This window comes from Streptomyces sp. NPDC028368 (genome assembly GCF_055565615.1).
In genome coordinates, this window is record NZ_JBVHTY010000008.1 from 287,153 (window position 1) to 309,122 (window position 21,970).

Consider the following 21,970-nt stretch of genomic DNA (forward strand, 5'->3'; position numbering starts at 1 on the left):
GCCACTCCTCTCGCCACGGTCACCAGGTGACCGGGAGTTCGTTGACGCCCTGGATCGTCGTCCCCGGGCGCAGCGTCAGCTGATCGACCGGGACGGCCAGACGCAACGTCGGAATGCGGTCGAACAGAGCGGTGAGGATCACTTCGAGTTCCAGACGGGCCAGGTTCTGGCCGAGACACTGGTGTACGCCGAAGCCGAAGGCGAGGTGGTGGCGGGCCGAGCGGTGCACGTCGAAGGCGTCCGGGTCCTCGAACACCGAGCCGTCGCGATTGGCGATGGAGTTGGTGACGATCACGCCCTCACCCGCCCGGATGAGCTGCCCGTCGATCTCGATGTCGGCCTTTGCGACGCGGCCGCCCGCGATGTCGGCGATGGCGAGATAGCGCAGCAGTTCCTCGACCGCGGCGGGAGCGAGGCCGGGGTCGGCGCGCAGGGCGGCGTGCTGGTCGGGGTGCTCGAGCAAGGTGATCACGCTGAGCGAGGTCATCGAGGCGGTTGTCTCGTGGCCGGCGATGAGCAACAGCAGGGCGCTCGAGATCAGTTCCTCGCGGTCGATCTCCCCGTTGGCCAGTTGCTCGGCGATCAGGTGGCCGAGCAGGCCCGGTCCGGGCTCGGCCTGCCGCTTGGTGATCAACTCGTCCATGTAGCGCTCGAGTTCATTGCGCGCGGCGACCGCATCCGCCGCGTCCGCCGCCTGCACCAGGCGCCTGCTCGCGCCCTGGAAGAAGTCGTGGTCGGCGTAGGGCACGCCGAGCAACTGGCAGATCACCATGGAGGGCACCGGCAGGGCGAACCGGCTGACCAGGTCGGCGGGCGGGCCCGCGGCAAGCAGCTCGTCGATGAAGCCGTGCACGATCCGCTCGATGTCCGGGCGCATGCCCTTGATGCGCTTCACGGTGAACTCGCCGATCATCATCCGCCGCTTGGCGCCGTGCTCCGGCGGATCCAGGCCGATGAACGCGGGGCGGCGGTCCCGGAAGGAGAGGATGCGCGGCGAGGTGGCGGGAAAGTCGACGTGGGCGCGGTCGGAGGAGAGCCGGGGGTCGGCGAGCAGCTTGCGCGCCGCCTCGTGCTTGGTCACCACCCACGCCTGGCGGCCGTCGAAGAGCGTCACCTTGCGCAGCGAGTCGGGTTCATCCCGCAGCCGCGCGTACTCCTCGGGCGGGTGGTACGGGCAGGTGCGGTCCCTCGGGAAGGCGGGGGCGTCCTCGGTACGGGGTGTCGCAGCGGTCTCTGTCATGGATCCCCTCGAAATCTCTCGCACTTAAGGAACGATGAGTTCTCTAATCGGAGGATAAACTGCCCTCCCAGGGAACGCAACGATCTCTCGGTAAACCCTCAGGAGTCCCCCTGTCACTCAACGTCGACAAGACCGTCGATTCGGCCGTTGACCACCGCAAAGGCCCGCGCCGCCGCGGTGAGGAGCTGGAAAACGCCATCCTGACGGCGACTTTGGAGGAGCTCACCGAGACCGGGTACGCCGCGCTGACCATGGAACGGGTCGCCACCCGCGCCCGCACCAGCAAGGCCGCCCTCTACCGCCGCTGGTCCAGCCGCGCCGAACTGGTCATGGACGCCTGCAAGCTGGGCGGCGTTTCCAAGGTCGACCTCCCCGACACCGGTGCGCTGCGCACGGATGTGATCGCGCTGCTGCGGCAGATCTCCGCGAAGATGGCCAGCCCCCTCGGCGGCATTCTGCGCGGCCTGCTCGCCGAGCTGACGCGCGATCCGGACTTCGCCAGGCTGATCCGGGAACGGGTCCACACCGTGGGCCCCGCGACGCTCCGCGTCATTTTGGAGCGCGCCATCGAGCGCGGCGAGGCCCAGCCCTGGATCCTGGACTCCCGCCGGGCCACGGTCGCCACCGACCTGCTGCGTAACCAGTTCCTGCTGTTCGGCGCGCCCATCGACGACGAGATCATCACGGACATCGTCGACGAGGTGTACCTGCCGCTGGTCCTGAGCCCGGCAAGGAACGACGCCGATCCCGCGGGCGGCTCCGAATAGGGAGGCCGACACGGCCGGATGCGCGCTGACGTAACGCGTCTCACGCGTCCGGTGCAGGGTCGTGCACGGCGAAGAGATAGAGCCCCGCGTCCCCGACCACGGCGAGGCGCCGGCCCGAGGGGTCGAAGGCGGCGTCGCGTACGGTGCCGTTGGTTTTAAGCCAGCAGACGGGCCGCATGTCGGGGAGGCCGAAGAGCCCGATGAGCCCGGGGTTGGCGACCACGGCCGCGTGCGTCTCGCTGGCGGTGATACGCCAGATGTGCCCGATCGAGCGCCCCGAACCGTCCTGACAGTCCGTCACCCATTGTGCGGCGGGATGCTCCTGGGCCGCCCCGGTCAGCGGCCAGTGCCCGGCCCGCCGCAGCAGCGGCCTCAGCGTCCCGGCATCCGCCGGGCCGCGCCCGAGCAGAGCGACGGCCTCGTCGTCGCTCATGGCGTCCACGGCGATCTCGGTGCCCTCCAGCACGTTCGTACGCCGCGTGGTGACCAACAAGGTGACCCGTTCGCCGGCGCTCAGGAACGGTGGGAGATCGGCGGCGCTCCATACGTCGTCGACCACCAGCAGGATCCGGCGGTCCGCGAGGGCCGCTCGGAACGCGCCGGCGACGGAGGGCACATCGGCATACGTCCCCGGTGCCGAGCCGGTGAGTACCGCGATGAGTCCGGCCAGAGCCGTCACGATCCGCTGTGTGCTGGGGCGCTGTCCGAGTTCCACCCAGAGCACGCCGTCCGGGAACCGCTCGCCCACGTCAGGCTGCCGGCACACCCAACTCGCCAGCGTCGTCTTCCCGAAGCCCCCGGCGCCGCACAGCACCACGTTGCGCTCCCCGTGCCGCAACGCTTCGATGAGCCGGCTTCCGACACCGGCCCGAGGCACGAACCGGGACGGTGGAGCGGGCGCCATGGCAGGGGTTGGTGGTGACGAGGGCGGGGGCGCCGCTTGCAGTACGACATCGCCGTGGATGACGCCCGCCTGTACGACGACGGACGCTTGCCCCGAAAACTCGTTGTGTGTCTCCGCCAGAGCGTCGTCACCCTGCCCTGGGGCTTCTCCCCCGTCGCTGCCCGTCATCAGAGCGAAGTCTCGCGGGAGGGACCTACGGGAACAAGCAGAATCCGGAAACAGAGGTATCCGGAAGCAGAGGTATCCGGGAACCGGCGAGGCGGGAAGCCAGAGGCGGTGAAGCGCCCGCTGGGGAGCCCCGCCGGCCGCGCTCGTCATGGTGCCGGTACGCCACGCCCCCGCTGAAGGGAACTGAGAGAGGTGGAGGTTTCCGTAGGGGCGATGGCGAGGATGGCGACGTCGTCGTGGAAGACGCGGGTGTGGTGGGGCAGGTCGGTGTTGAGGAAGTCGATGACATCGGCGGGGCCGGGGGCGGGCTCGCCGGCGAAGCGTTCGCGGAGGCGGTCGAGGAGCGGATAGAAGGCGCCGGTCCGGTCGCGGGCCTCGATCAGTCCGTCGGTGCACAGCAGCAGGACATCGCCGCAGGTGAAGCGGTGGGTGTAGGAGACGGGCAGTTCGTTCGCCAGGGTGCCCAGGCCGAAGGGGAGGGCGGGGGGTCCGATGAGGGCGGTGATCTCGCCGCCGGAGATCAGAATCGGCTCGATATGCCCGTGGTTGACGATCGTCACCCGCTGGGCCGGTGCGTCGTATTCGATCAGCACGGCGGTGACGAACAGCTCGTCGTCGCGGATCTCATCGGCCGCCCTGGCCATGCTCCGCTCCATGCGCAGGGCGACGGCCAGCAGGTCCCCCTGGTCGTAGGCGGCCTCGCGGAAGCTGCCGAGAATGTCCGCGACGGTGCGTACGGCCTTGAGTCCCTTGCCGCGGACGTCGCCGATGATGGCGCGCTCGCCGGCGTCGGTGGCACGGATGTCGTAGAGGTCACCGCCGACCATGGTGCCCACCTCCGCGGCGCGGTAGAGGCCGGCCGCGAGTACGTTTCCGACCTGGTGCGGGACCGGTCGCAGCAGGGTGCGCATCAGGGCCTCGGCCACCGAGTTGGCGTGCACCAGGTGCCGCTCCTGGCGCTGGCGGTGGGCGGCCAGTGCGACGCCGAGGATGCCGACCAAGGCGGTGGAGATATAGGCGGCGACGTGGTGGCTCTCCCACAGTTGGTGGACGTTGCGGCCGGCGCAGCACGGGGTGCCGGCCAGCGTGCCCTCCAGCACGATGGCGAAGGCCGTGACGGCGGCGACGCCCACGGGGCCGAGGGTGTAGGCGGCGGTCACCGGCAGGGCGACGAGCAGGAAGCTGACCGGCCACGGCGTGGGAGTCACCGGTTCGAGCAGCAGGACGACCGCGACGTAGGCGACCGGCAGCCAGCGCATCCACGCGGGCGGACGGGGCACCGCCACGCCGTTGCTGTCCGCGAGCGCCGCGAGGCGGCCGGCCGTACGGTCCCCGCCCGGCCGCCTCACTGCTCGCCCCGGGGTGGCGGCGGCAGCGGGCGCCGCTGCGTGCCCGTCGCCTCAGCCTTCGCGCGCAGCATGGCCTCGGCCTCCGCGCGCAGCACGGCGTCGCCGAAGCCTCTCAGCGGCTCCCGCACACGCTGCCCTGGCGGCAGCTTCCTCCGCGTCGCAGGCACCGGACGCGCCAACGCCTTCACCACCGTATTCCGCGACACCTCGTCCCACCGTGGCCCACCGGGCCGGCATCCGCCCCGAGACCGGATGGTGCAACTGACGTTCATGACAGATCCGCTCGAGGTCCAGGCACCCGACCTGTGCATACGGGTTCCTGGCACAACCGGGAGCAAGGGCCCCAGCCTGACCCAGGCAAACCATCCAACCCGATGATTACGCCATCAGCGGCATGTCACGCGCCGTCAGGCAATCAGATCCACCGGGGGCGGGGTAGGGGCGGTCATCGGATCAGGACTCCGCCACCGAGCCGTCGGTGGAGGCGCCGGAGGCGATTCCGTACGTGGGCTCCGGCACCGACTCCGGTGCGATCAGCACCGAGCGCCGGCCGTCCACACCCACCGGTACATCACCGTCGATGGTGACGCGGCGCAGGGTGCGCTCATGGTCGTCGGAGTCATCGACTCCGTAGTGCTGGGTGGCGCGGTTGTCCCAGATGGCCACGTCGCCCGCGCGCCACTGCCAGCGGACCGTGTTCTCCGGGCGTTCGACATGCGACTGGAGGATGTCGATCAGGCCGCGCGAGTCCTGGCTGCGGAAGCCGGTGAGCTTCTGGAGGAAGTTGCCCAGGATCAGGGTGTGTTCGCCGGTCTCCGGGTGGACGCGGACCACCGGGTGCTCGGTCCGGAACGTGATCGCGGTGAAGACCTTCCGGTGCTGCTCCAGCGCCGCGGAGGGGGCGTTGGGGCGGACGGCCGCATAGTCGTAGTCGTTGGTGTGCACGCCGCGGAGGCTGTCGGTCAGTACGCGGAGCGGTTCGGGGAGCCCGGCGTAGGCGGCGGCGGTGTTGGACCACAGGGTGTTGCCGCCGTACGGCGGGATGACCTCGGCGCGGAGGATGGAGAACGCCGGGTAGGCGGGGACGAAGGTGACGTCCGTGTGCCACTGGTTGGCGCGGCCGCCGTGCTCGTTGTCGATGCCGAGCGCGTAACGGCCGTCGACGGAGGGCACGGTGGGGTGGGCTACGGGGGTGCCCAGGAGGCGGCCGAACGCCTCGTGGCTCTCCGCGTCGAGGTGCTGCTGGTCGCGGAAGAAGACGACCTTGTGCTCGAGGATCGCGGCACGCACGGTGGCAACGGTGGCTGCGTCCAGATCGCCGCCGAGGCGGACACCGGATATCACGGCACCGATCCGGCCGCCGACCTTCTGGACGGTGAGGGCGTCGGTGGCGGCAGTGGGTTCGGCTACGGCTACGGGTGCGGACGTCATGGGCTGGTTCCCTTCGATGGGGCGGCGGCTGTCAGAAGGAGCGTTGTCGGACGCCGCGGTTATTAAATGTTCTCGGAGCGGAATGAAATCCGTGCAGGTGAGAGAACGGGTGAGAGCTGCGGGCGGCGCGATTCCGTAGTGTGCGCGTCGGTGGCGTGCGTCGAGTTCTCCCGCTTCACCGAGCGCTACGGATTCCGTGCGTTACGGCCTCGGTGGCGAGGAGCCGGCCACAAGGCCGGCCGTGATCACGCAGGGCGGCGGGAACACGCCGCAGAGGCAAGGCGGCCCAGATCGACATGGAGCCGCAGGACGAGAGGGGGCGTCGCGGTCATGCCCAGGAGCATGGCCGTACGGCCGAGGACCGGTCAAGGTCCCTCCGGCCGGCTTCACGACGCTGCAATACGGCCGACACCGTGGCCGTGGTCGGGACCACTCCGCACTCGCCAAACTCCCTGCGCGCACGGCATGTTGGACCGTCTCACGCCACGCAGGCGGGACACCAGGAAGACAGGAAGGGCAGGCAGGACACCATGCTGAACGCCACCTCGACCGGTACGCACACCTCCGGTGACGGTCGCCGCGAGGCGAACGCCGCCGCTGTCCTGCGGGCCGTGCTCGACCACGGGCCGGTGGCCCGCAGCGGGATCGCCCGGCTGGCCGGGCTGAGTCCGGCGGCGGTCTCCCGGCAGTGCACCGATCTGGCGCGGCTCGGACTGATCCGGGAGATGCCGGAGCTGGTGGCGGCCGGGGGTGTGGGCAGGCCGCAGCTCCCGGTGGACCTGTACCCGGGGCACGTCGGCGGCCCGGTGGCCGCCGGGGTGCACATCGGGGTTCCGCAGTCCACGTTCTGTCTGGCGGACCTGAGGGGCCGGGTGCTGGCCCGGCAGGCCTTCCGGCACGACGGGATTCCGGCGAGTGAGCTGCCGGGTGAAGTGGGGCGCGGGCTGGCCGCCTTCCTCGGGAAGCGCACGGCGGGTGGCCGGCTGCTGGGTGTGGGCGCGGCCATCGGCGGCTGGGTGGATCCCGGCACCGCCACGGTCGTACGGCATGACGCCCTGGGCTGGCACCAGCATCCCCTCGGTGCCGAGTTGCAGCGGCACACCGGGCTCCCGGTCCGTATCGACAATCACGCACGTGCGGTGGCGCAGTCGGAGTTGCTCTTCGGGCGGTCGGCGGCGCGGCGCTCCCTGCTGCATCTCTTCGTGGGCAACGTCGTGGACGCGGCGCTGGCCATCGCCGGGGTGGTGCACCGCGGTCCGCGGTCGGGCGCGGGCGAGGTGGCGCATCTGCCGGTGCCGGACAGCACGGTGGAGTGCCCCTGTGGCCGCATTGGCTGCCTGGAGGCGACCGCTTCCGACACGGTGCTGGCGCGGCACGCCGCGGCGCGCGGCATCGTGCCGGAGCCCAGCGCCGCCCTCCTGGTGGATGCGGCGGCGGCCGGTGACCGGCGCGCCGACACCCTGCTGCGGGAGCGGGCCCGTGCGGTAGGCCGGGCGGTGGGGCTGCTGCTCGATGTGCTCAACCCCGAGCTGGTGGTGGTCACCGAGCAGTCGAGTCTGCTCAACCCGGAGTATCTGGAGGAGATCCGCACGGCCGCGACGGGTCATTCGCATGTCTGCGACGATCCGGAGCGGATCGTGATCCCCCATGCCGGGCCGGCGGTCCTTCCCGTGGCGGCCGTCACGGTCCTGCTGAATCCGCTGTTCAGAAGCCCGCTGCAAGCTCTGGGCGAGAGAGGTGCGGCACAGCCTTCACCGTGACCGGCCGGGTGCGGACGGCGTAGGGGTCACGGAGCGGCCCGCGGCCGCCGCGGCGCGGGCGAACCGGGTGGCGTCGAGGACGGCCGCCCCGCCCGGGTCGTTGTTGAAGTAGGTGTAGACGTCGGCCCGGTCCGGCCAGGTGTCGGCGATCCGTCGCACCCAGGTGGCCAGCGCCTGCCGTCCGTAGCGCGGCCAGGGTTCCGCGCGGCCCTGGTGGAAGCGCAGATACCCCCAGTCGGCCGTCCGCCACAGGGGCGTCACGGGCCGGGACCCACGGTCCGCCCAGCACAGCGCGGCACCGCGCCGCTCGAGCACCGTACGGGTCTGCGCGGTCCACCATGATTCATGGCGGGGCTCGACGGCCACGCGGGTTCCGGCGGGGAAGCAGCCGAGGCAGGCGTCCAGCAGCCCGGCGTCCGCCTGCAGCGTGGGCGGCAGTTGGAGCAGGACGGGGCCGAGCCGGGAGCCGAGCCGGGCGGCGCGGGACATCAGCCGCCCGACCGGCTCCTGCGGCTCGCGCAGCCGCTTGATGTGCGTCAGATAGCGACTGGCCTTGACGGCCATGACGAAGCCGTCCGGCGTCCGGTCCCGCCAGTCCGCGAAGGTCTTCTCCTCGGGCAGCCGGTAGAAGGCGGCGTTGCTCTCGACGGTGGCGAACTGCCGCGCGTACTCCTCGAGCCACAGCCGCTGCGGCCGGTCCTGCGGGTAGAGGACGCCGCGCCAGTCCTTGTACTGCCAGCCGGAAGTGCCGACGAGGAGGGTCATGCCCGGATCCGTCCCCGCCCCGGGGCACGCTCTACCAGCCGCCCCCGTTGGGCACCCATGGCGGAGCTGTCACCGCGGCAGCGGTGACAGCAATCGCGCTCGGCTCGCGGATCAGAAAGGCTTGGTGGGCAGGTACTTGCCGTCGAGGGTGATGACGGCACGCTCGCCGCCCTCCGGGTCGGCGACCTTCTTCACGTCCAGCTTGAAGTTGATCGCGCTGATGATGCCGTCGCCGAACTGCTCGTGGACCAGGGCTTTGAGGGTGGTGCCGTAGACCTGGAGCATCTCGTAGAAGCGGTAGATGGTCGGGTCGGTGGGGACGGCGCCGGGGAGGGAGCCGCGGGTCGGGATGGTCTGGAGCAGCATGACGGCGTCCTGGTCCAGGCCGAGCAGCTCGGCGACGGCCTTGGCGGCCGCCTCGGGCAGGGCGTGCTGGCCGAGTACGGCGGCGGTGACAAAGGCCACCGACAGGCCGGTGACGTCGGCGATCTGCTGCCAGGACAGGTCCTTACGGGTCTTGGCTTCGACGGCGGCCGCGGCCAGGGCCTGACGGACGGCGGGGTCGAACTGGGCGTGCGCCATGAGCGGACTTCCTTTCTGGGGCGCCGGTCCGCGCGGGAAGCGGGAGCGGCGGGTTCGTGGGTGGTGTGGGACCCCGGACGCGACGGTGCGGCGGGGACCGGGCAGTGGACTTGCGGGTCAGGCCGCGTGCGCCGTGCCACGACCGGTGATGTCGAGGTCCTCGACTCCGCCGGTGGCGATGTCGTAGACCCAGCCGTGCAGGGTGACGGTGTTCTCGGCCAGGGCGCGGGCGACCGAGGGGTGGGTGGCCAGGTTCGCCAGCTGGGCGAGCACGTTCTGGCGCACCAGCGCGGCCACCGTGCCATCGGCGGCCTCGGCGGTGGTGGTCGGCACGTTGGTGGTCGTGGTGGTGGTGCGGGCCAGGGAGGCGTCCGCGTACCTCAGCCAATGGGCGACCGTCGGCGCGGACGTGAGGTCGTGGCCCTCGGCCAGCGCGGTCATCGCGCCACAGGCCGAATGCCCGCACACGACGATGTCGGACACGCCCAGGACGGCGGTGGCGTACTCGATGCTCGCGGCCACGCCGTCGGGGCCGGGGGCGTAAGCGGGGACCAGGTTTCCGGCGGTGCGGATGACGAACAGCTCCCCCGGCTCACTGCCGGTGATCAGCTCCGGCACGACGCGGGCGTCGGAGCAGCTGATGAACAGCGTGCGCGGTGTGTGGGTGGCCGCCAGGCGGGCGAAAAGTTCCGCCTTGGCCGGGAAGACATCCCGCTGGAAACGCGCGACGCCCTCGACGAGGTCTTGCATGGTCACTCCCTTCGGTGGCTGCCGGCCCCGCGGGGCTGACTTCATCCACCATGCATGACCAGTACCTATAGAGTCCAAGACGCATTGACCATGACACCTATCGATGTCATCTATGACGCCACCTATAGTCGACGCCATGGCCCTGGACCTGCATCACCTGCGTCATCTGCGCTACCTGCTCGCCGTCGCCGAGCACGGCAGCTTCACCCGCGCGGCCGACGAGCTGCACATCTCCCAGCCCACCCTGTCCCAGCAGATCAAACAGCTGGAACGCGCCGTGGGCATACAGCTGCTGGACCGCACCGGCCGCACCGTACGGCCCACCGACGCCGGCGAGACGTATGTGCACTACGCCCGGGGCGCCCTGCGGGATCTGGCCGCCGCCGAACGCGCCGTCCATGACGTCCGCGACCTCTCGCGCGGCCATCTGCGCCTGGCGGTGACCCCGACCTTCACCGCCTACCTCGTCGGGCCCCTGACCGCCGAACTGCACACCCGCCACCCCGGCATCACCCTCAACGTCACCGAGATGGCCCAGGACCGCATCGAGTCAGCCCTGCTGGCCGACGCCTTCGACCTCGGCATCGCCTTCGACGCCGCCCACCTTCCCGGCATCACCGCCACCGCCCTGTTCACCGAGGCGCTCACCCTCGTCGTCGGCACCCACCAGGCGGACACGGACACCGGCCGGCCCCGATCCGGCACCGACCGGCCTCGCCCCCTCCCCGTCCACGAGCTCGACCGGTACCAACTCGCCCTGCTCAGTGGCGACTTCGCCACCCGCGGCCATATCGACGGGTACTTCGCCCAGCACCGGGTGAGCCCCCGTATCGCGGTGGAAGCGAACTCCATCCAAGCCCTGACCGAAATCGTCCAGCGCACCACGCTCGCCACCGTGCTGCCCGACGCCCTCACCCACGACCACCCCCACCTGGCCCCCGTCCCCCTCGAGCCCGCCCTGCCCACCCGCACCGTGGCCCTGCTCGGCCGCGAAAGCGCCTATCGCAGCGCCGCCAACCGCGCCTTCACCCAGCTCACCCAGGAGCTCGTCCACACCCGCGGCTACACCCCCGCCTCCTGAACCGCGTCCCGCGAGCCCGCCGTCGCCCGCGCCCGGACTCCTGCCGAAGGCGGTGAACCCGGGGGTGTGCTGCTTGGCGCCATCGGTGTCGTAGCCGATCGTGGGGTGAATCGTGGGCAGCTCCCGCGAGACGTTGCCCATGTCCGTCGAGGCAAGGGTCTCCCCCGCCCGCGACTGCACCGTACGGCCCAGTTCGCGGGCCAGGCGTCGCCGCCCTCCCGGAGTGCCGCCTGGTCGCCGCCGTCACCGGGTCCGCCCATATCTTCGCCACCCTCTGGGTGCACGACCTCGGCGACATCCAACGCCTCGAAACCGCCCTCTGCGCCCGCCTCCCCACCCTCACCGTCACGGACCGCATCGTCGGCCTGCACACCGTCAAACGCATGGGCCACCTGCTCGACCACGACGGGCGGCGCACCGGCGTGCAGCCGATCTCTCCCTGGTAGAGGTGGGGGTCCGCCGGGCGCCTCGTGGCGGAGCGGTGCGGGTGGCCCAAAAGACGCCGACGGTCAATGACAGTTCATCAATTACCGCAACGGGCAAGGTGACTTCGGCCAACCACCGGTCCTGGCCCTGGCGCGGGCCTCACCGCGCGCCGACTTTCCCCAGGAAGTCCCGCAAGTTGGTCCGGAGGCGGTCGATCTGCTCCTCGAGAGTGAGCGACTCCTCGTAGCGCAGCCCCAGCCCGGTTTTCTTCTTCCCGCGGACGTAGAGCGAGCAGGCGAGATCCGCGCACAGATATGCGCCGACGGTGTTGCCCCGCCGCCCCGAGGCGCCCATTTTCGGTGCGGCGAGCAGGGCCACCCCCGTCCCGGGGTGGCTCGTCGTGCAGATAGTGCAGATGTTGGTCTTCGTAAGGCTGCGGTGGACGCCCTGCGGGGCGCGCAGCGTGACGCCCACCGGCTCGCCGTCCCGCTCGCCGACGAGATAGCCACGGTCAGGGGCACCCGGGTCGCGCCAGCCGAGAAAGTCGAGGTCCGACCAGGGACGTTCGGCCAGGTCGCGGGGGATATTGATCCTGCGGGCCTCGCCCTTTGAACAGTTGATGAAGGAGGCGCGGACGGCCATCTCGGTGAGCGGTTCCATGGCCACTGAAGCTAACAGCCACGCGGTGTTGCGTCGCCCGAATATTGCCGGGGCGGCGTCCTGCCGGCCCGCCGTGCAACCCGCGGGGCTGCGGGCTCATGATGGAAGGGGAATGCGGCGCCTCAGAGGAGGCTGTGGATGGCCGGCTGGCATGTGCGGGACTTCGCTCCGGACGATCTCGAAGCGATCGTCCGGCTCGATGCCGAGAGCGCGGCCGGTGACCAGCGCGGCGTCTTCCGTCTCTCGGACGTCGTCGCGGCGCTGCAGGGGCTCCACCCCACCGTTGTCGCGATCGCCGACGGCCGCCTCGTGGGCGCCGCGGTGGGCCGGGTCGACGGCGAACGGGCGTGGATCCTGCGGATCGTCCTGCACCCGGCGTGGCGGAATCTGGGCATGGGCAGCGCGATGCTGGCGTCTCTCGAACACCGCCTGCAGTCCGCAGGAGCGACCACGCTGGCGGCGGTGCTCCCCGAGGGCGAGACCGGCTTCGCGGCCCTGCACCATTCCGGTTTCCGCCCCCACCCAGGGCTCACCTACTTCGAGAAGGCCGAGGCGGTCACCGCCCAGGACTCCGCCGTCCTGGCTTCCTTGGGCGGAGTGGTGCCACCGGCGGGGCGGTGGGAGATGCTTGCGGGGATGGCCGAGGAAAAGGGGCTCATCGAGCGCCGCCTCGTCCTGCCGCTCGCCCACCCCGAACTGGCGGCCGAGCACGGTGTCGAACCGCCGCAGGCCGTCGTCCTCTTCGGCCCGCCCGGCACCGGGAAGAGCACCTTCGCCCAGGCGGTGGCCAGCCGTTTGGGATGGCCGTTCGTGGAGCTCTTCCCCTCGCGGCTCGCGCTGGAGGACGGGCTGGCGACCGGGCTGAGCCGGCGCTTCGACCAGGTCGCCCAGCTGGAACATGTCCTGGTCTTCATCGACGAGGTCGAGGAGGTCGCGAGCGCACGCAGCGAATCCGATCCGGTCTCCGTGGGCGTCGTCAACGAACTCCTCAAGTCGATCGTGCGATTCCGCGACCGCGACGGCAGGCTGCTGATCTGCGCCACCAACAACGTGGCCGCGTTGGACCCGGCGTTCCTGCGCCACGGCCGGTTCGACTATGTGCTGCCGGTCGGCCCGCCCGATGCCGAAGCGCGCGGTGCGCTGTGGGAGAGCTACCTCGCCCGAGCGGGAGCCGAGGCCGACACCGCCGTCCTCGCGGAGGCCAGCGAGGGCTTCACCCCCGCCGACATCGCACAGGCGGCCCGTACGGTCGCGCAGACGGTCTTCGAGCGCACCCTCGCTTCCGGGCAGCGCGCCCACCCGGCCACCGATGACTACCTGCGGACCATCCGCCGGACCCGTCCCACGGTCACCACCGAGATGGCACTGGCGTTCGCCGATCAGACCAGCCGCTACGGGCGTACCTGAGGGCGAGCCGGGACGGCAGCGGCGAGCGGAGACTCAGGAGGGCGGCAGGGCGGCAGAGCAGCAGGGCCACTGACGTCGGCGAGATGCCGTTCGCGCGGGCCGTGGCCATCATGGAAGTGCCCGGTCAGCTGGAGCACCGGGCGGGAAGGGGAAGCTGATGGAGCCGTTCCCGCCGATACCGCTCGCCGAGTGGCAGGACACCAAAGAGACGCTGCACCGCTTCGCACAGATCGTCGGCAAGATCCGTCTCGCCGCGAGTGCCCAGCGCAATCACTGGTGGAACATTCCGTTCCATCTCACCGGGCGCGGCATCACCACACGCCCCATGGGCCAGGTCGACGGCAATCCGGTCTTCACGATCGACTTCGACTTCGTCGCTCATCGGCTGGTGGTCACCACGCTGGACGGCAGAGCGATGTCCTTTCCGCTCCCGGGCCAGTCCGTGGCGTCCTTCCACGACAGCCTCATGAGCACCTTGGCCGCGCTGGGAATTCACGTGCACATCGCCATTCCCCATCCGTTCGATCTGCCCGATGCCGCGCGGCCGTTCGCCAAGGACACCGAGCACGCGACCTACGATCCCGTTCACGCCAACCGCTACTGGCAGGTCCTGAGCCAGGTGGCGCTGGTGCTGGAGGAGTTCGCCGCCGGCTTCTCCGGGAAGGTCAGCCCGGTACATCACTTCTGGCACACCTTCGACATCGCCCACACCCGGTTCTCCGACCGTCATGTCGACCAGCCGCCGCAGACAGATCCGGTGACGCGGGAGGCGTACTCCCGCGAGGTGATCAGCTTCGGATTCTGGTTCGGTGACGCGTCCTTCGCCGAACCGGCCTTCTACTCCTACACCGCCCCCGAGCCCGCGGCGCTGGCCGAAGCCCCGCTCGCCCCCGCGTCAGCGCAGTGGGTTGCGCGCAATGGCAGCCACCTGGGCGTGCTGCGTTACGAGGCGGCCCGCGCCGAGCGCGATCCCCGTAGCGCGGTCCTTGATTTCTACGAGAGCGCGTACCAGGCCGGAGCCCGCGGCGCGGGCTGGGACGTCTCCCGGTTGGCCTGTCCCGGCGGAATCACCGACCCGCAGCTGCCGTCCCGCCGCTAACCGCCGACGCCCGGCAGGCGCGGCGGCGGTTTCAGTCGCGGCGGCGGATGTTGCTCCCGGTCAGTGCAGTTGCTCCCGGTCAGTGCAGTTGTCGCTCCCAGTCAGCGGGGACCTTGCCCCGCGGACCCGGCGTCGGCTGGGAAGCCGGGTGTGCGGCGGGCGGGGGCAACTGCGGCCCCTCGTAATACTGATCGGTCTCGATGTTCCAGAACCAGCTCTCTCCCGGCTCAAAGCTGGTCAGGAGCGGGTGCCCCGCCTCGCGTGCATGCTTCGTACCGTGCTGCGCGGGCGAGGAATCGCAGCATCCGATGTGGCCGCACGCAGCGCAGCGCCGCAGATGAAACCACCACCCCGGCCCGTCGTGTGCCAAACACTCCACGCAGCCGTCTCCGCTCGGAACCGCGGTCGGATCGAGACCTGGGATCTGATGATGAGCCATGGTGCCGCGCCCCTTTGCTGGACTCCGGACAGACGCTCAAGGGCCGGTGCGGCGGTGCCGAGGCCTGTCGACCGGCCTGCTTCCATCGTATCCGGCCAGGTTCTACGAAGGCCCGTTGAAGCCATGGGCGGGCGGGCGCAAGGACGCCCTCGATGCCGGCGGCCGGACAACACCGCATCTATGCGTTCGATGTATACCTCGGGGATAGGGTTCCCGACATGTCTCTCGATCTCGGTACCGGATCCACCGCCGCCGTCGGACGGACGCCCGCCCCGGGCCCCGTTGGAGCGCACCGGTGGCCGTACTGGGCGGTTCCCGCGGTGCCGGCGCTGCTGGCACTCGCACTGGACCTGTGGGGGCTGGCCCGCCAGGGCGCCATCTGGCGCGATGAGGCCGCGACCTGGGAGGCGGCCCAGCGGTCCCTACCCGAGATCTGGCACCTGATCGGGCAGGTGGATGTCGTCCACGGGGTCTACTACCTGCTGATGCACGGCGTCTTCGAGGTCTTCGGAGCGAATCCGGCGACGCTGCGGCTGCCGTCGGTGCTGGGCGTGATGGTTGCCGCGGCGGCCACCGCGGCGACCGGCCGCCGGCTCGCGGGGCCCCTGGGCGGCCTGTCGGCCGGGCTGCTGCTGGCCCTGCTGCCGGCGATGCAGTGGTACGCGCAGGAGGGGCGCTCCTTCGCGCTGGTGGCGGCGGGGGTGGCGGTGGCGACCTGGCTGCTGGTGGGCGCGGTGTGCCCCGGGACCGCGCGCGACGGCCGCGGGGGGCGGGCCACAGGGGGGCGGGCCGCAGGAGGGCGGGCCGCAGGAGGGTGGCGATGGGCCGCCTATACCGCGGTCATGCTCGCTTCCGCGCTGCTCAACTGGTTCTCGCTCTTCGCGCTGGCGGCCCATGGCGTGACCGTTCTGATCGCCTGGCGGGCCGGTCAACGCGCGCTGCCGGCACGGTGGTTGGCGGCCGCCGTCGTGACCGCGTCGGGGACGCTGCCCCTGATACTCGCCAGCCTTCCGCAGGCGGGTCAGGTGGCGTGGATACAGCCCCCCTCGGCCGCCTCCTTGCTGGGGGTGACCGCGATGCTGGTGGCCGCCCTGATAAGTACCCGAATACTGCGCCGCGCGCACACGGAGCGTACGGAGCTGTCGCCGGCCTCGGTGGGGCTGCCGCTGCTCGCCGTCCCGCAACTCGGGCTGCTGCTGGCCTCCTGGCTGATCGAGCCGGTCTATGTCGACCGCTACATACTCTTCACCTCCATCGGGCTGTCGCTGCTCGTCGGCCCCGCCGTCGCGCGGGCGGTGCAGGCATTGCGCTCGTACGGCCGGGCCCGGGACCGCCGTTGGGGACGGATACGTAGCGAGATGCTGCTCGCCGGGGTCGTAGCGGTCGTGTTCGTGGCACTGCTGCCGCTGGAACTGCACCTGCGGGCCCCGGCGAGCCGGACGGATGACGTACGGGTGACGGCCGACAAGGTCGCGGCGCTCGCCCACCCCGGGGACGGCATCGTCTTCCTACCCGACCAGCGGCGTGACGCCGCGCTCGTGACCCCCTCCTCGTTCCACGGCCTCGACGATCTCGCACTGGCCCGGAGCCCCGTTGCCTCAGGAACTCTCTACGGCATCGAGGCCGCACCGAAACGCATCCGAGCCGCCATGCTGGCTCACAAGCGCATCATCGTCGTCAGTGACGTCATCGCCACCCCCGTGCCGACGCCGCCCCGCGACCTGGCCAAACGCGCCGTCCTCGCTCAGCACTTCACCCTCACCTCCACCACCGAGACCGGGGGACGCCGGGTGAGGGTGTACGAGAAGGCACGGTGAAGGGCATCAGCTGACCGTCGCCGTCCCGGTCACTCCGCGTGCACCCCCCGTCGGCGTATCACCGCCCGCGGCCTTGCCTGATGCGTAGTAGTACGGAGTCGACGGCCGGCGCGGAGGAGTGGTGCGGGATGCAGATCGTCGTCGATCTCAACCGGTGTCAGAGCTATGCGCAGTGCGCGTTTCTCGCACCGCGTGTGTTCGAGCTGCATGGCGAGGAGACCCTGTTGTACTCGCCGGTCGCCCCCGATGACCAGCGGGAACGCGTCCACCGGGCAGTGGCGGCCTGTCCGGTGCAGGCCATCCTCGTAGGCGAACAGGCAGGCGCCGATGCCGAGTGAACCGCAGGTGGACCGGATCGTCATCGTCGGCGCATCACTGGCCGGGCTGCGCGCGGCCGAGGCGCTGCGCGCGGAAGGCTTCGCCGGATCGCTGACGCTGGTCGGGGAGGAGCCCCACCCCCCGTACGACAGGCCGCCACTGTCCAAGCAGGTGCTGCTCGGACGGGCGCGGGCGCAGGACATCGGGCTGCCGCAGCGCCGTCCGGTGGACGCGCGGTGGAAGCTCGGTGTGCGCGCCGGCGGGCTCGATCCCGAGGCGAAGGAGGTGGTTCTCGCCGACGGGGAGCGGCTGCCCTTCGACCGGCTGCTGATCGCCACCGGAACGCGGGCCCGGCCCTGGCCGGTCCCCGATGAGGCCGGTCTGGACGGGGTGTTGACGCTGCGTACGAGCGACGACGCGGGCCGGCTCGTCGAGCGGCTCGATGCCGGGCCGCGCCGGGTCCTGGTGATCGGCGCCGGGTTCACCGGCTCGGAGATCGCCTCCGCCTGCCGGGAGCGCGGTCTGGAGGTGACGGTGATCGAGCGCGGGCCCGCACCGCTCGTCGGCGCGCTCGGTGGCACGCTGGGCGCCTTGGCCGCGAAGCTGCAGCGGGCCCACGGAGTCGACCTGCGCTGCGGCGTGACGGTCACCGCCCTCAAGGGCAGCAACGGCCGGCTCACCGGCGCCGAGCTGTCCGACGGCAGCCGGATCGACGCCGACGTCGCCGTGGTCGCCCTGGGCGCGGTCCGCAACACCGAATGGCTGGACGGCTCGGGGCTCGCCGCGGGCCCCAAGGGCCTGGCCTGCGATGCGGGATGCCGCGCCTTCGACATGTACGGGATCGTCACCGACGATGTCTTCGTGGCCGGTGACGTGGCCCGCTTCCCCCATCCGCTATTCGAGTACCAGATGCTGACCCTCGAACACTGGGGCAACGCGGTCGCCCAGGCCGAGATCGCGGCGCACAACATGGTCAGCCCGGGGCCGCACAGGCGCCCGCACCTGACGGTGCCGGCCTTCTGGTCCAGCCAGTTCGGCCTCAACATCAAGTCCGTCGGCGTGCCGACCTTCTCCGATCAAGTGGTCAGCGCCCAGGGCTCGTTGGCGGAGCGCCGGCTGGTCGCGGTCTACGGCTATCGAGGACGTATCACCGCGGCGGTCAGCGTGAACCGGGCCAAGTGGCTGGAGCACTACCAGCACCTGATCGAGACCGCGGCGCCGTTTCCTCCCGCGCCCGGCGCCGCCGACCGGCCCGAGTCCGCGACTCCCGTCCCCTCCGACGTACCGGACCCGGCGGTGCTCTCCCACGGCCCGACCGTCGCCCTCACCGGTCATCTGCCCGACCGGCGGCTGGCTCTGGTGCGGCAGGCCGGCTGAGCCCACCGCCACTCGTTACCGCTGAGGAGCCCCGCATGTCGACGGACACCCTGTTGCGCCGGATCAACGACTACGCGAGCCGCGCCAACCCCTATCCGCTCTACACCGAACTCCGCGAGAACGGGGTCGCGCGGCAGGAGGACGGCAGCTACCTGGTGGGCACGTATCACGAGATCGCCGCGCTGCTCCACGACCCCCGCATCAGCTCGGACGTGCGCAACCGCACCGATCCGGACGAGGCCCTGGCCGCGTCCGGCAAGGTGCCCCCGGCCTTCATTGGGCGCGACGATCCCGAACACGACCGGCTGCGTCGCCTCACGATGCGTCACTTCGGCCCGCCGCACTCCCCCGGCCGGATCGATGCCCTGCATGACGACATCGGCGACATCACCCGGGAGTTGATCGACGGGCTCCGGGACAAGGACCGGATCGACCTCGTCGACGACTTCGCCTACCCGCTGCCCGTCACCGTGATCTGCCGACTGCTGGGCGTGCCCCACGAGGACCTGCCGCGGCTTCGCGCCTGGGCGAACACCATCATCGACTCGCTCGACCGCAGACCCGGGGAGGACCGGACCGAGCGCCAACGAGCCGCCCAGGAAGCCCGATTGGCGATGGCTCTGTACCTGGGGGAACTCGCCGAGAGCCGGCGCGGACACCCCTCCGACGACCTGCTCTCCGCCCTCGTCAACGACGAAGGTCCCGAAGGGCGGCTGACCCAGGTGGAGTTGATGGCAACGGCGACGCTGCTGCTCATCGCCGGACACGAGACGACCGTCAATCTGATCACCAACGGCATGCTCACCCTCTTGCGCAACCCGGACGCGCTGGAGCGGCTGCGCCGCGAACCCGAGCTGATGCCGGCGGCGGTGGAGGAGCTGCTGCGCTATGAACCCCCCGTCCAGATGCTGCCGCAGCGCACCCCCCTCGCCGACATCGAGGTGGCGGGCACCACCATTCCCAAGGGCGCGCCCCTGATCCTCGTGCTCGCCTCGGGCAACCGGGACCCCCTGCGGTTCGACGACCCCGACCGCTTCGACCCGGCCCGCGAGGACAACCAGCACTTCGGCTTCGGCAGCGGCGTCCACAACTGCTTCGGCGCCCCGCTCGCCCGCATCGAGACACAGATCGCGCTGACCGAGCTGCTCCGTCACCTCGGCTCCCCCCGCCTGATCGAGGATCCGCCCCCGTACCGGCAAAGCCCCATCCTGCGCGGCCCCCGCCACCTGCCCATCGAGCGAACGGCCGGCCGGTAGCCCGGCCCATCTGGGGAAGACGTGGCAGGGGCCTACGGGCGGCGGACCACCAGGAAGACCGCCGCCCGGCTCGCGCGCCTCATGGTTGGCGATCGACCTGTCCGCACACCCATGCAAGGGCGGAGTGAACCCCGCGAACGTACTCGCGCGCCGCGTCCGGCTGGGTGACGTCCTCCAGCTGCACGGCGGCCGCGTCGGCCTCCGTGGTCAGCGTCGACAACGTGGGAGCTTCATCGCCGCTGCCGCCCGTGACGGGCGCCGGGCCCGCGCCGCCCAGCGCCCAGCGATAACCGGCCAGTACGCCTCGGACTCGCCATGTCTGCTCCGAGGCGCCGGTAGCCGCCGCTTCCAACCGCTCACAGGCCCGCTGCACCATGGTCCGCGGCCGGGTGCCGACCGGCCGCTCCTCGTGCGGATCTGGCTGCCAATGGGCCATGGCTGTTCGTCCGTCCCTCGTCGCGTGCCTGGACCGGGCATGTCGTTCCGGCCCCGACCGGGGCCGATGCTCACGGCACAGAATAGGGCGACCGAAGGCCGCGATCAGCGCATGGCGGACGGCGCCCGCGAAGGCGGCGGGGCCGGCCGCTCGCGGTTCAGCGGTCGGTGAGCAGGCCTGCGCGGAGTTTGGTCAGGGTGCGGGTGAGCAGGCGGGAGACGTGCATCTGGGAGACGCCGAGCTCGGCGCCGATCTCGGATTGGGTCATCTCCTGCCCGAAGCGCAGTTCGATCAGCCGGCGCTCACGCTCGTCGCAGGTGTGCAGCAGCGGTGCGAGGGTGTGGAGGTCTTCGACCATCGCCATGCCCGGATCGTCCTCGCCGAGGACGTCGGCGAGGCTGCGACGCTGGTCGGTGGGGTCGGGGGCGGTGGGCGTGTCCAGCGAGCCGGCGCGGTAGCCGTTGGCCGCGACGATCCCCTCGATGACCTCCTCCTCCGACAGTTCGAGACGGGCGGCGAGCTCACGGACGGTGGGGTCGCGGTCGAGCTCGAAGTGAAGATGTTCTTTGGCCTTGGCCAGCTCGCTGCGCAGCTCCTGCAGACGCCGGGGGACGTGTACCGCCCAGCCCGTGTCCCGGAAGAACCGCTTGATCTCGCCAAGGATGTAGGGCACGGCGAAGGTGGAGAACTCCACCTCGCGGGAGAGGTCGAAGCGGTCGATGGCCTTGATCAGTCCGATGGTGCCGACCTGGATGATGTCTTCCATGTCGTCGCCACGGTTGCGGTATCGACGGGCTACGTAGCGCACCATCGACATATTCATCTCGATGAGCGTGTTGCGTGCGTACTGGTACGCATGCGTGCCCTCCTCGAGATCCTGGAGCCGGTCGAAGAACTGCTTCGACAGCTCCCGCGCGTCGGCCGGAGCCATCGCGCTCGGACACCGTATTACCGGCAGGTCCACGGCCGGCTCGGTGCGCTGCTCCCTCGCGGTGCCGTTCACGACGGTGGTCATCATGCCTTCCTGCACACCCGTCGCACGCGGGTGCCACAGCGCGCGCTTACCCGGCAGCGGGCAATGCATGCGGAGGGCGTGATCACACCGGGTCATCGCAGGAGAAGCACAACGCTGATGATCTTGCCGGCGGGGGTGGAGGTGACGTCGACGGACGTCGCGAGTTGGCGCACCATCGGCCAGCCATAGCCGCCGATGTCTCCTGGGCTGTGACGGGAAGCCGTGGTGGGGTGCTGTGAGCTTGCGTCCTCGACGAGGATCTCGAGTCGGTTGCCGGTGATACGCGCGGCGAAGGCGGTCACACCACCTGCGTGGCGGTGGGCGTTGGTGACCAATTCCGAGGTGATCAGAAGGGCGTCGGTCAGCGTCACGTCGTCGAGAACGCCGAGACGGGCATGCAGGAGACCATGCACACGATCGCGCGCCTGGGCTGCCGTGGCCGGTAGCTCTGCCGCCTGTGTCACCGTGTGCACCTCCTCCGTACCGGGATCGATCTTGTTGTCACTCTTCACCTACCCGCCCTGCGCGAGTTACTGCACCGGTCGCCATTCCTTCATCGTGATCGCACCCACAGCAGGCTCGCCCGGATAATGAAAGCACTGGCCTGCCGGCGCCATGGAGAACCCCTCGGAGTTTCTTCACCTGCCGACCGCGTCGGCCGCGCTGCCGGCTCCTGGACGTCCGGTGGCCCGAGACGCCGCGGAGGCCGGCCGGGGACCAGCGCCTCGGGCCATATTCTGCGACTGTCCCGGCAGCCGAGGAAAATGCCCGAATTACCACTGTCAGCCGAATAATGCCGATAGGCCGTAATACGGATAGGGCGGACGCCGCGGATTCCCCACCCGGCGCCTGCCTCGGCACCGCGCCTACCCGCGTGCCTCCCCCGCACACATACCTCCCGCAGCGGCTCCGGATCACGCAGA

22 protein-coding genes are annotated in these 21,970 nt (G+C 70.7%); 10 read left to right on the plus strand and 12 right to left on the minus strand.

Translation table 11 applies throughout. From position 1 onward, the window contains the following. Window positions 1-19 precede the first annotated feature (19 nt). Window positions 20-1,240, minus strand: a complete 1,221-nt coding sequence (locus ACZ4S3_RS20750) for a cytochrome P450 (protein WP_467936195.1) — start codon at window positions 1,238-1,240, stop codon at window positions 20-22. 185 nt (window positions 1,241-1,425) lie between these two features. Between ACZ4S3_RS20750 and ACZ4S3_RS20755 the strand changes: the two genes are divergently transcribed. Continuing rightward, window positions 1,426-2,007 carry a TetR/AcrR family transcriptional regulator gene (locus tag ACZ4S3_RS20755; RefSeq protein ID WP_467936475.1) on the plus strand — a complete coding sequence of 194 codons (582 nt, stop codon included), beginning with the start codon at window positions 1,426-1,428 and terminating at the stop codon, window positions 2,005-2,007. Between the two features lie 40 nt (window positions 2,008-2,047). Here the strand turns inward: ACZ4S3_RS20755 and ACZ4S3_RS20760 are convergent, their stop codons facing one another. From ACZ4S3_RS20760 to ACZ4S3_RS20770, 3 genes are all read right to left on the minus strand, one after another. Further along, window positions 2,048-2,884 carry an NB-ARC domain-containing protein gene (locus ACZ4S3_RS20760; RefSeq protein ID WP_467936197.1) on the minus strand — a complete coding sequence of 279 codons (837 nt, stop codon included), beginning with the start codon at window positions 2,882-2,884 and terminating at the stop codon, window positions 2,048-2,050. A 341-nt stretch (window positions 2,885-3,225) separates the two neighbouring features. Beyond that, window positions 3,226-4,428, minus strand: a complete 1,203-nt coding sequence (locus ACZ4S3_RS20765; RefSeq protein ID WP_467936199.1) for a PP2C family protein-serine/threonine phosphatase — start codon at window positions 4,426-4,428, stop codon at window positions 3,226-3,228. Between the two features lie 453 nt (window positions 4,429-4,881). Beyond that, entirely contained in the window at window positions 4,882-5,859 is a 978-nt protein-coding gene (locus ACZ4S3_RS20770; protein WP_467936201.1) for a TauD/TfdA dioxygenase family protein, read from the minus strand. A gap of 530 nt (window positions 5,860-6,389) precedes the next feature. Here ACZ4S3_RS20770 and ACZ4S3_RS20775 point away from each other — a divergent pair. Further along, on the plus strand, window positions 6,390-7,619 hold the full coding sequence (locus tag ACZ4S3_RS20775) for an ROK family protein (protein WP_467936203.1): 1,230 nt from the start codon (window positions 6,390-6,392) through the stop codon (window positions 7,617-7,619). Here the strand turns inward: ACZ4S3_RS20775 and ACZ4S3_RS20780 are convergent. The 3 genes from ACZ4S3_RS20780 to ACZ4S3_RS20790 all read right to left on the minus strand — a co-directional run bounded on the left by ACZ4S3_RS20780 (window position 7,611) and on the right by ACZ4S3_RS20790 (window position 9,716). Then, on the minus strand, window positions 7,611-8,384 hold the full coding sequence (locus tag ACZ4S3_RS20780) for a DUF72 domain-containing protein (protein ID WP_467936205.1): 774 nt from the start codon (window positions 8,382-8,384) through the stop codon (window positions 7,611-7,613). The two genes, ACZ4S3_RS20775 and ACZ4S3_RS20780, sit on opposite strands and share 9 nt — an antisense overlap. Window positions 8,385-8,495: 111 nt before the next feature. Further along, complete coding sequence (gene cynS, locus ACZ4S3_RS20785; RefSeq protein WP_467936207.1) at window positions 8,496-8,966, minus strand: cyanase; 471 nt, start codon at window positions 8,964-8,966, stop codon at window positions 8,496-8,498. A 117-nt stretch (window positions 8,967-9,083) separates the two neighbouring features. After that, on the minus strand, window positions 9,084-9,716 hold the full coding sequence (locus tag ACZ4S3_RS20790) for a carbonic anhydrase (RefSeq protein ID WP_467936209.1): 633 nt from the start codon (window positions 9,714-9,716) through the stop codon (window positions 9,084-9,086). A gap of 136 nt (window positions 9,717-9,852) precedes the next feature. Here ACZ4S3_RS20790 and cynR point away from each other — a divergent pair, with 136 nt between their 5' ends. Beyond that, on the plus strand, window positions 9,853-10,797 hold the full coding sequence (cynR, locus tag ACZ4S3_RS20795) for a transcriptional regulator CynR (protein WP_467936211.1): 945 nt from the start codon (window positions 9,853-9,855) through the stop codon (window positions 10,795-10,797). A gap of 278 nt (window positions 10,798-11,075) precedes the next feature. Next, window positions 11,076-11,243, plus strand: coding sequence for a hypothetical protein (locus ACZ4S3_RS20800; protein ID WP_467936213.1), 168 nt, complete (start codon window positions 11,076-11,078; stop codon window positions 11,241-11,243). Window positions 11,244-11,382: 139 nt separating this feature from the next. On the opposite strand, the gene ACZ4S3_RS20805 is transcribed toward ACZ4S3_RS20800, so the two are convergent. Beyond that, entirely contained in the window at window positions 11,383-11,883 is a 501-nt protein-coding gene (locus ACZ4S3_RS20805; protein WP_467936215.1) for an FBP domain-containing protein, read from the minus strand. A gap of 138 nt (window positions 11,884-12,021) precedes the next feature. On the opposite strand from ACZ4S3_RS20805, the gene ACZ4S3_RS20810 reads away from it, so the two are divergent. After that, entirely contained in the window at window positions 12,022-13,290 is a 1,269-nt protein-coding gene (locus ACZ4S3_RS20810; RefSeq protein ID WP_467936217.1) for an ATP-binding protein, read from the plus strand. A 157-nt stretch (window positions 13,291-13,447) separates the two neighbouring features. Next, window positions 13,448-14,389 (plus strand): DUF5996 family protein, encoded by a 942-nt coding sequence (locus ACZ4S3_RS20815; RefSeq protein WP_467936219.1) that lies wholly within the window; start codon window positions 13,448-13,450, stop codon window positions 14,387-14,389. 79 nt (window positions 14,390-14,468) lie between these two features. Here the strand turns inward: ACZ4S3_RS20815 and ACZ4S3_RS20820 are convergent, their stop codons facing one another. Further along, window positions 14,469-14,828: a UBP-type zinc finger domain-containing protein gene (locus ACZ4S3_RS20820; protein WP_467936221.1), complete on the minus strand. Its 360-nt coding sequence runs from the start codon at window positions 14,826-14,828 to the stop codon at window positions 14,469-14,471. Window positions 14,829-15,046: 218 nt separating this feature from the next. Between ACZ4S3_RS20820 and ACZ4S3_RS20825 the strand changes: the two genes are divergently transcribed. From ACZ4S3_RS20825 to ACZ4S3_RS20840, 4 genes are all read left to right on the plus strand, one after another. Then, window positions 15,047-16,645 (plus strand): glycosyltransferase family 39 protein, encoded by a 1,599-nt coding sequence (locus tag ACZ4S3_RS20825; protein ID WP_467936223.1) that lies wholly within the window; start codon window positions 15,047-15,049, stop codon window positions 16,643-16,645. Between the two features lie 128 nt (window positions 16,646-16,773). Continuing rightward, window positions 16,774-16,983: a ferredoxin gene (locus ACZ4S3_RS20830; RefSeq protein ID WP_467936225.1), complete on the plus strand. Its 210-nt coding sequence runs from the start codon at window positions 16,774-16,776 to the stop codon at window positions 16,981-16,983. Further along, window positions 16,973-18,340 carry an NAD(P)/FAD-dependent oxidoreductase gene (locus ACZ4S3_RS20835; RefSeq protein WP_467936227.1) on the plus strand — a complete coding sequence of 456 codons (1,368 nt, stop codon included), beginning with the start codon at window positions 16,973-16,975 and terminating at the stop codon, window positions 18,338-18,340. Before ACZ4S3_RS20830 ends, ACZ4S3_RS20835 begins: the two co-directional genes overlap by 11 nt. Window positions 18,341-18,375: 35 nt before the next feature. Next, on the plus strand, window positions 18,376-19,596 hold the full coding sequence (locus ACZ4S3_RS20840) for a cytochrome P450 (RefSeq protein ID WP_467936228.1): 1,221 nt from the start codon (window positions 18,376-18,378) through the stop codon (window positions 19,594-19,596). A 79-nt stretch (window positions 19,597-19,675) separates the two neighbouring features. Here ACZ4S3_RS20840 and ACZ4S3_RS20845 read toward each other — a convergent pair whose 3' ends face one another. From ACZ4S3_RS20845 to ACZ4S3_RS20855, 3 genes are all read right to left on the minus strand, one after another. Continuing rightward, window positions 19,676-20,032 (minus strand): hypothetical protein, encoded by a 357-nt coding sequence (locus ACZ4S3_RS20845; RefSeq protein ID WP_467936230.1) that lies wholly within the window; start codon window positions 20,030-20,032, stop codon window positions 19,676-19,678. Window positions 20,033-20,189: 157 nt separating this feature from the next. Further along, the gene (locus ACZ4S3_RS20850; protein WP_467936232.1) at window positions 20,190-21,047 is read right to left on the minus strand and encodes an RNA polymerase sigma factor SigF; all 858 of its coding nucleotides are present in this window, start codon (window positions 21,045-21,047) and stop codon (window positions 20,190-20,192) included. Between the two features lie 92 nt (window positions 21,048-21,139). Continuing rightward, the gene (locus ACZ4S3_RS20855) at window positions 21,140-21,559 is read right to left on the minus strand and encodes an ATP-binding protein (protein ID WP_467936234.1); all 420 of its coding nucleotides are present in this window, start codon (window positions 21,557-21,559) and stop codon (window positions 21,140-21,142) included. Between the last annotated feature and the right edge of the window lie 411 nt (window positions 21,560-21,970).

Coding starts and splice junctions, on each gene's coding strand:
- ACZ4S3_RS20750 (WP_467936195.1), bottom strand. CDS start 1,240: ATGACAGAGACCGCTGCGACACCCCGTACCGAGGACGCCCCCGCCTTC.
- ACZ4S3_RS20770 (WP_467936201.1), bottom strand. CDS start 5,859: ATGACGTCCGCACCCGTAGCCGTAGCCGAACCCACTGCCGCCACCGAC.
- ACZ4S3_RS20775 (WP_467936203.1), top strand. CDS start 6,390: ATGCTGAACGCCACCTCGACCGGTACGCACACCTCCGGTGACGGTCGC.
- ACZ4S3_RS20780 (WP_467936205.1), bottom strand. CDS start 8,384: ATGACCCTCCTCGTCGGCACTTCCGGCTGGCAGTACAAGGACTGGCGC.
- cynS (WP_467936207.1), bottom strand. CDS start 8,966: ATGGCGCACGCCCAGTTCGACCCCGCCGTCCGTCAGGCCCTGGCCGCG.
- ACZ4S3_RS20790 (WP_467936209.1), bottom strand. CDS start 9,716: ATGCAAGACCTCGTCGAGGGCGTCGCGCGTTTCCAGCGGGATGTCTTC.
- cynR (WP_467936211.1), top strand. CDS start 9,853: ATGGCCCTGGACCTGCATCACCTGCGTCATCTGCGCTACCTGCTCGCC.
- ACZ4S3_RS20805 (WP_467936215.1), bottom strand. CDS start 11,883: ATGGAACCGCTCACCGAGATGGCCGTCCGCGCCTCCTTCATCAACTGT.
- ACZ4S3_RS20810 (WP_467936217.1), top strand. CDS start 12,022: ATGGCCGGCTGGCATGTGCGGGACTTCGCTCCGGACGATCTCGAAGCG.
- ACZ4S3_RS20815 (WP_467936219.1), top strand. CDS start 13,448: ATGGAGCCGTTCCCGCCGATACCGCTCGCCGAGTGGCAGGACACCAAA.
- ACZ4S3_RS20820 (WP_467936221.1), bottom strand. CDS start 14,828: ATGGCTCATCATCAGATCCCAGGTCTCGATCCGACCGCGGTTCCGAGC.
- ACZ4S3_RS20825 (WP_467936223.1), top strand. CDS start 15,047: ATGTCTCTCGATCTCGGTACCGGATCCACCGCCGCCGTCGGACGGACG.
- ACZ4S3_RS20830 (WP_467936225.1), top strand. CDS start 16,774: ATGCAGATCGTCGTCGATCTCAACCGGTGTCAGAGCTATGCGCAGTGC.
- ACZ4S3_RS20835 (WP_467936227.1), top strand. CDS start 16,973: ATGCCGAGTGAACCGCAGGTGGACCGGATCGTCATCGTCGGCGCATCA.
- ACZ4S3_RS20840 (WP_467936228.1), top strand. CDS start 18,376: ATGTCGACGGACACCCTGTTGCGCCGGATCAACGACTACGCGAGCCGC.
- ACZ4S3_RS20845 (WP_467936230.1), bottom strand. CDS start 20,032: ATGGCCCATTGGCAGCCAGATCCGCACGAGGAGCGGCCGGTCGGCACC.
- ACZ4S3_RS20850 (WP_467936232.1), bottom strand. CDS start 21,047: ATGACCACCGTCGTGAACGGCACCGCGAGGGAGCAGCGCACCGAGCCG.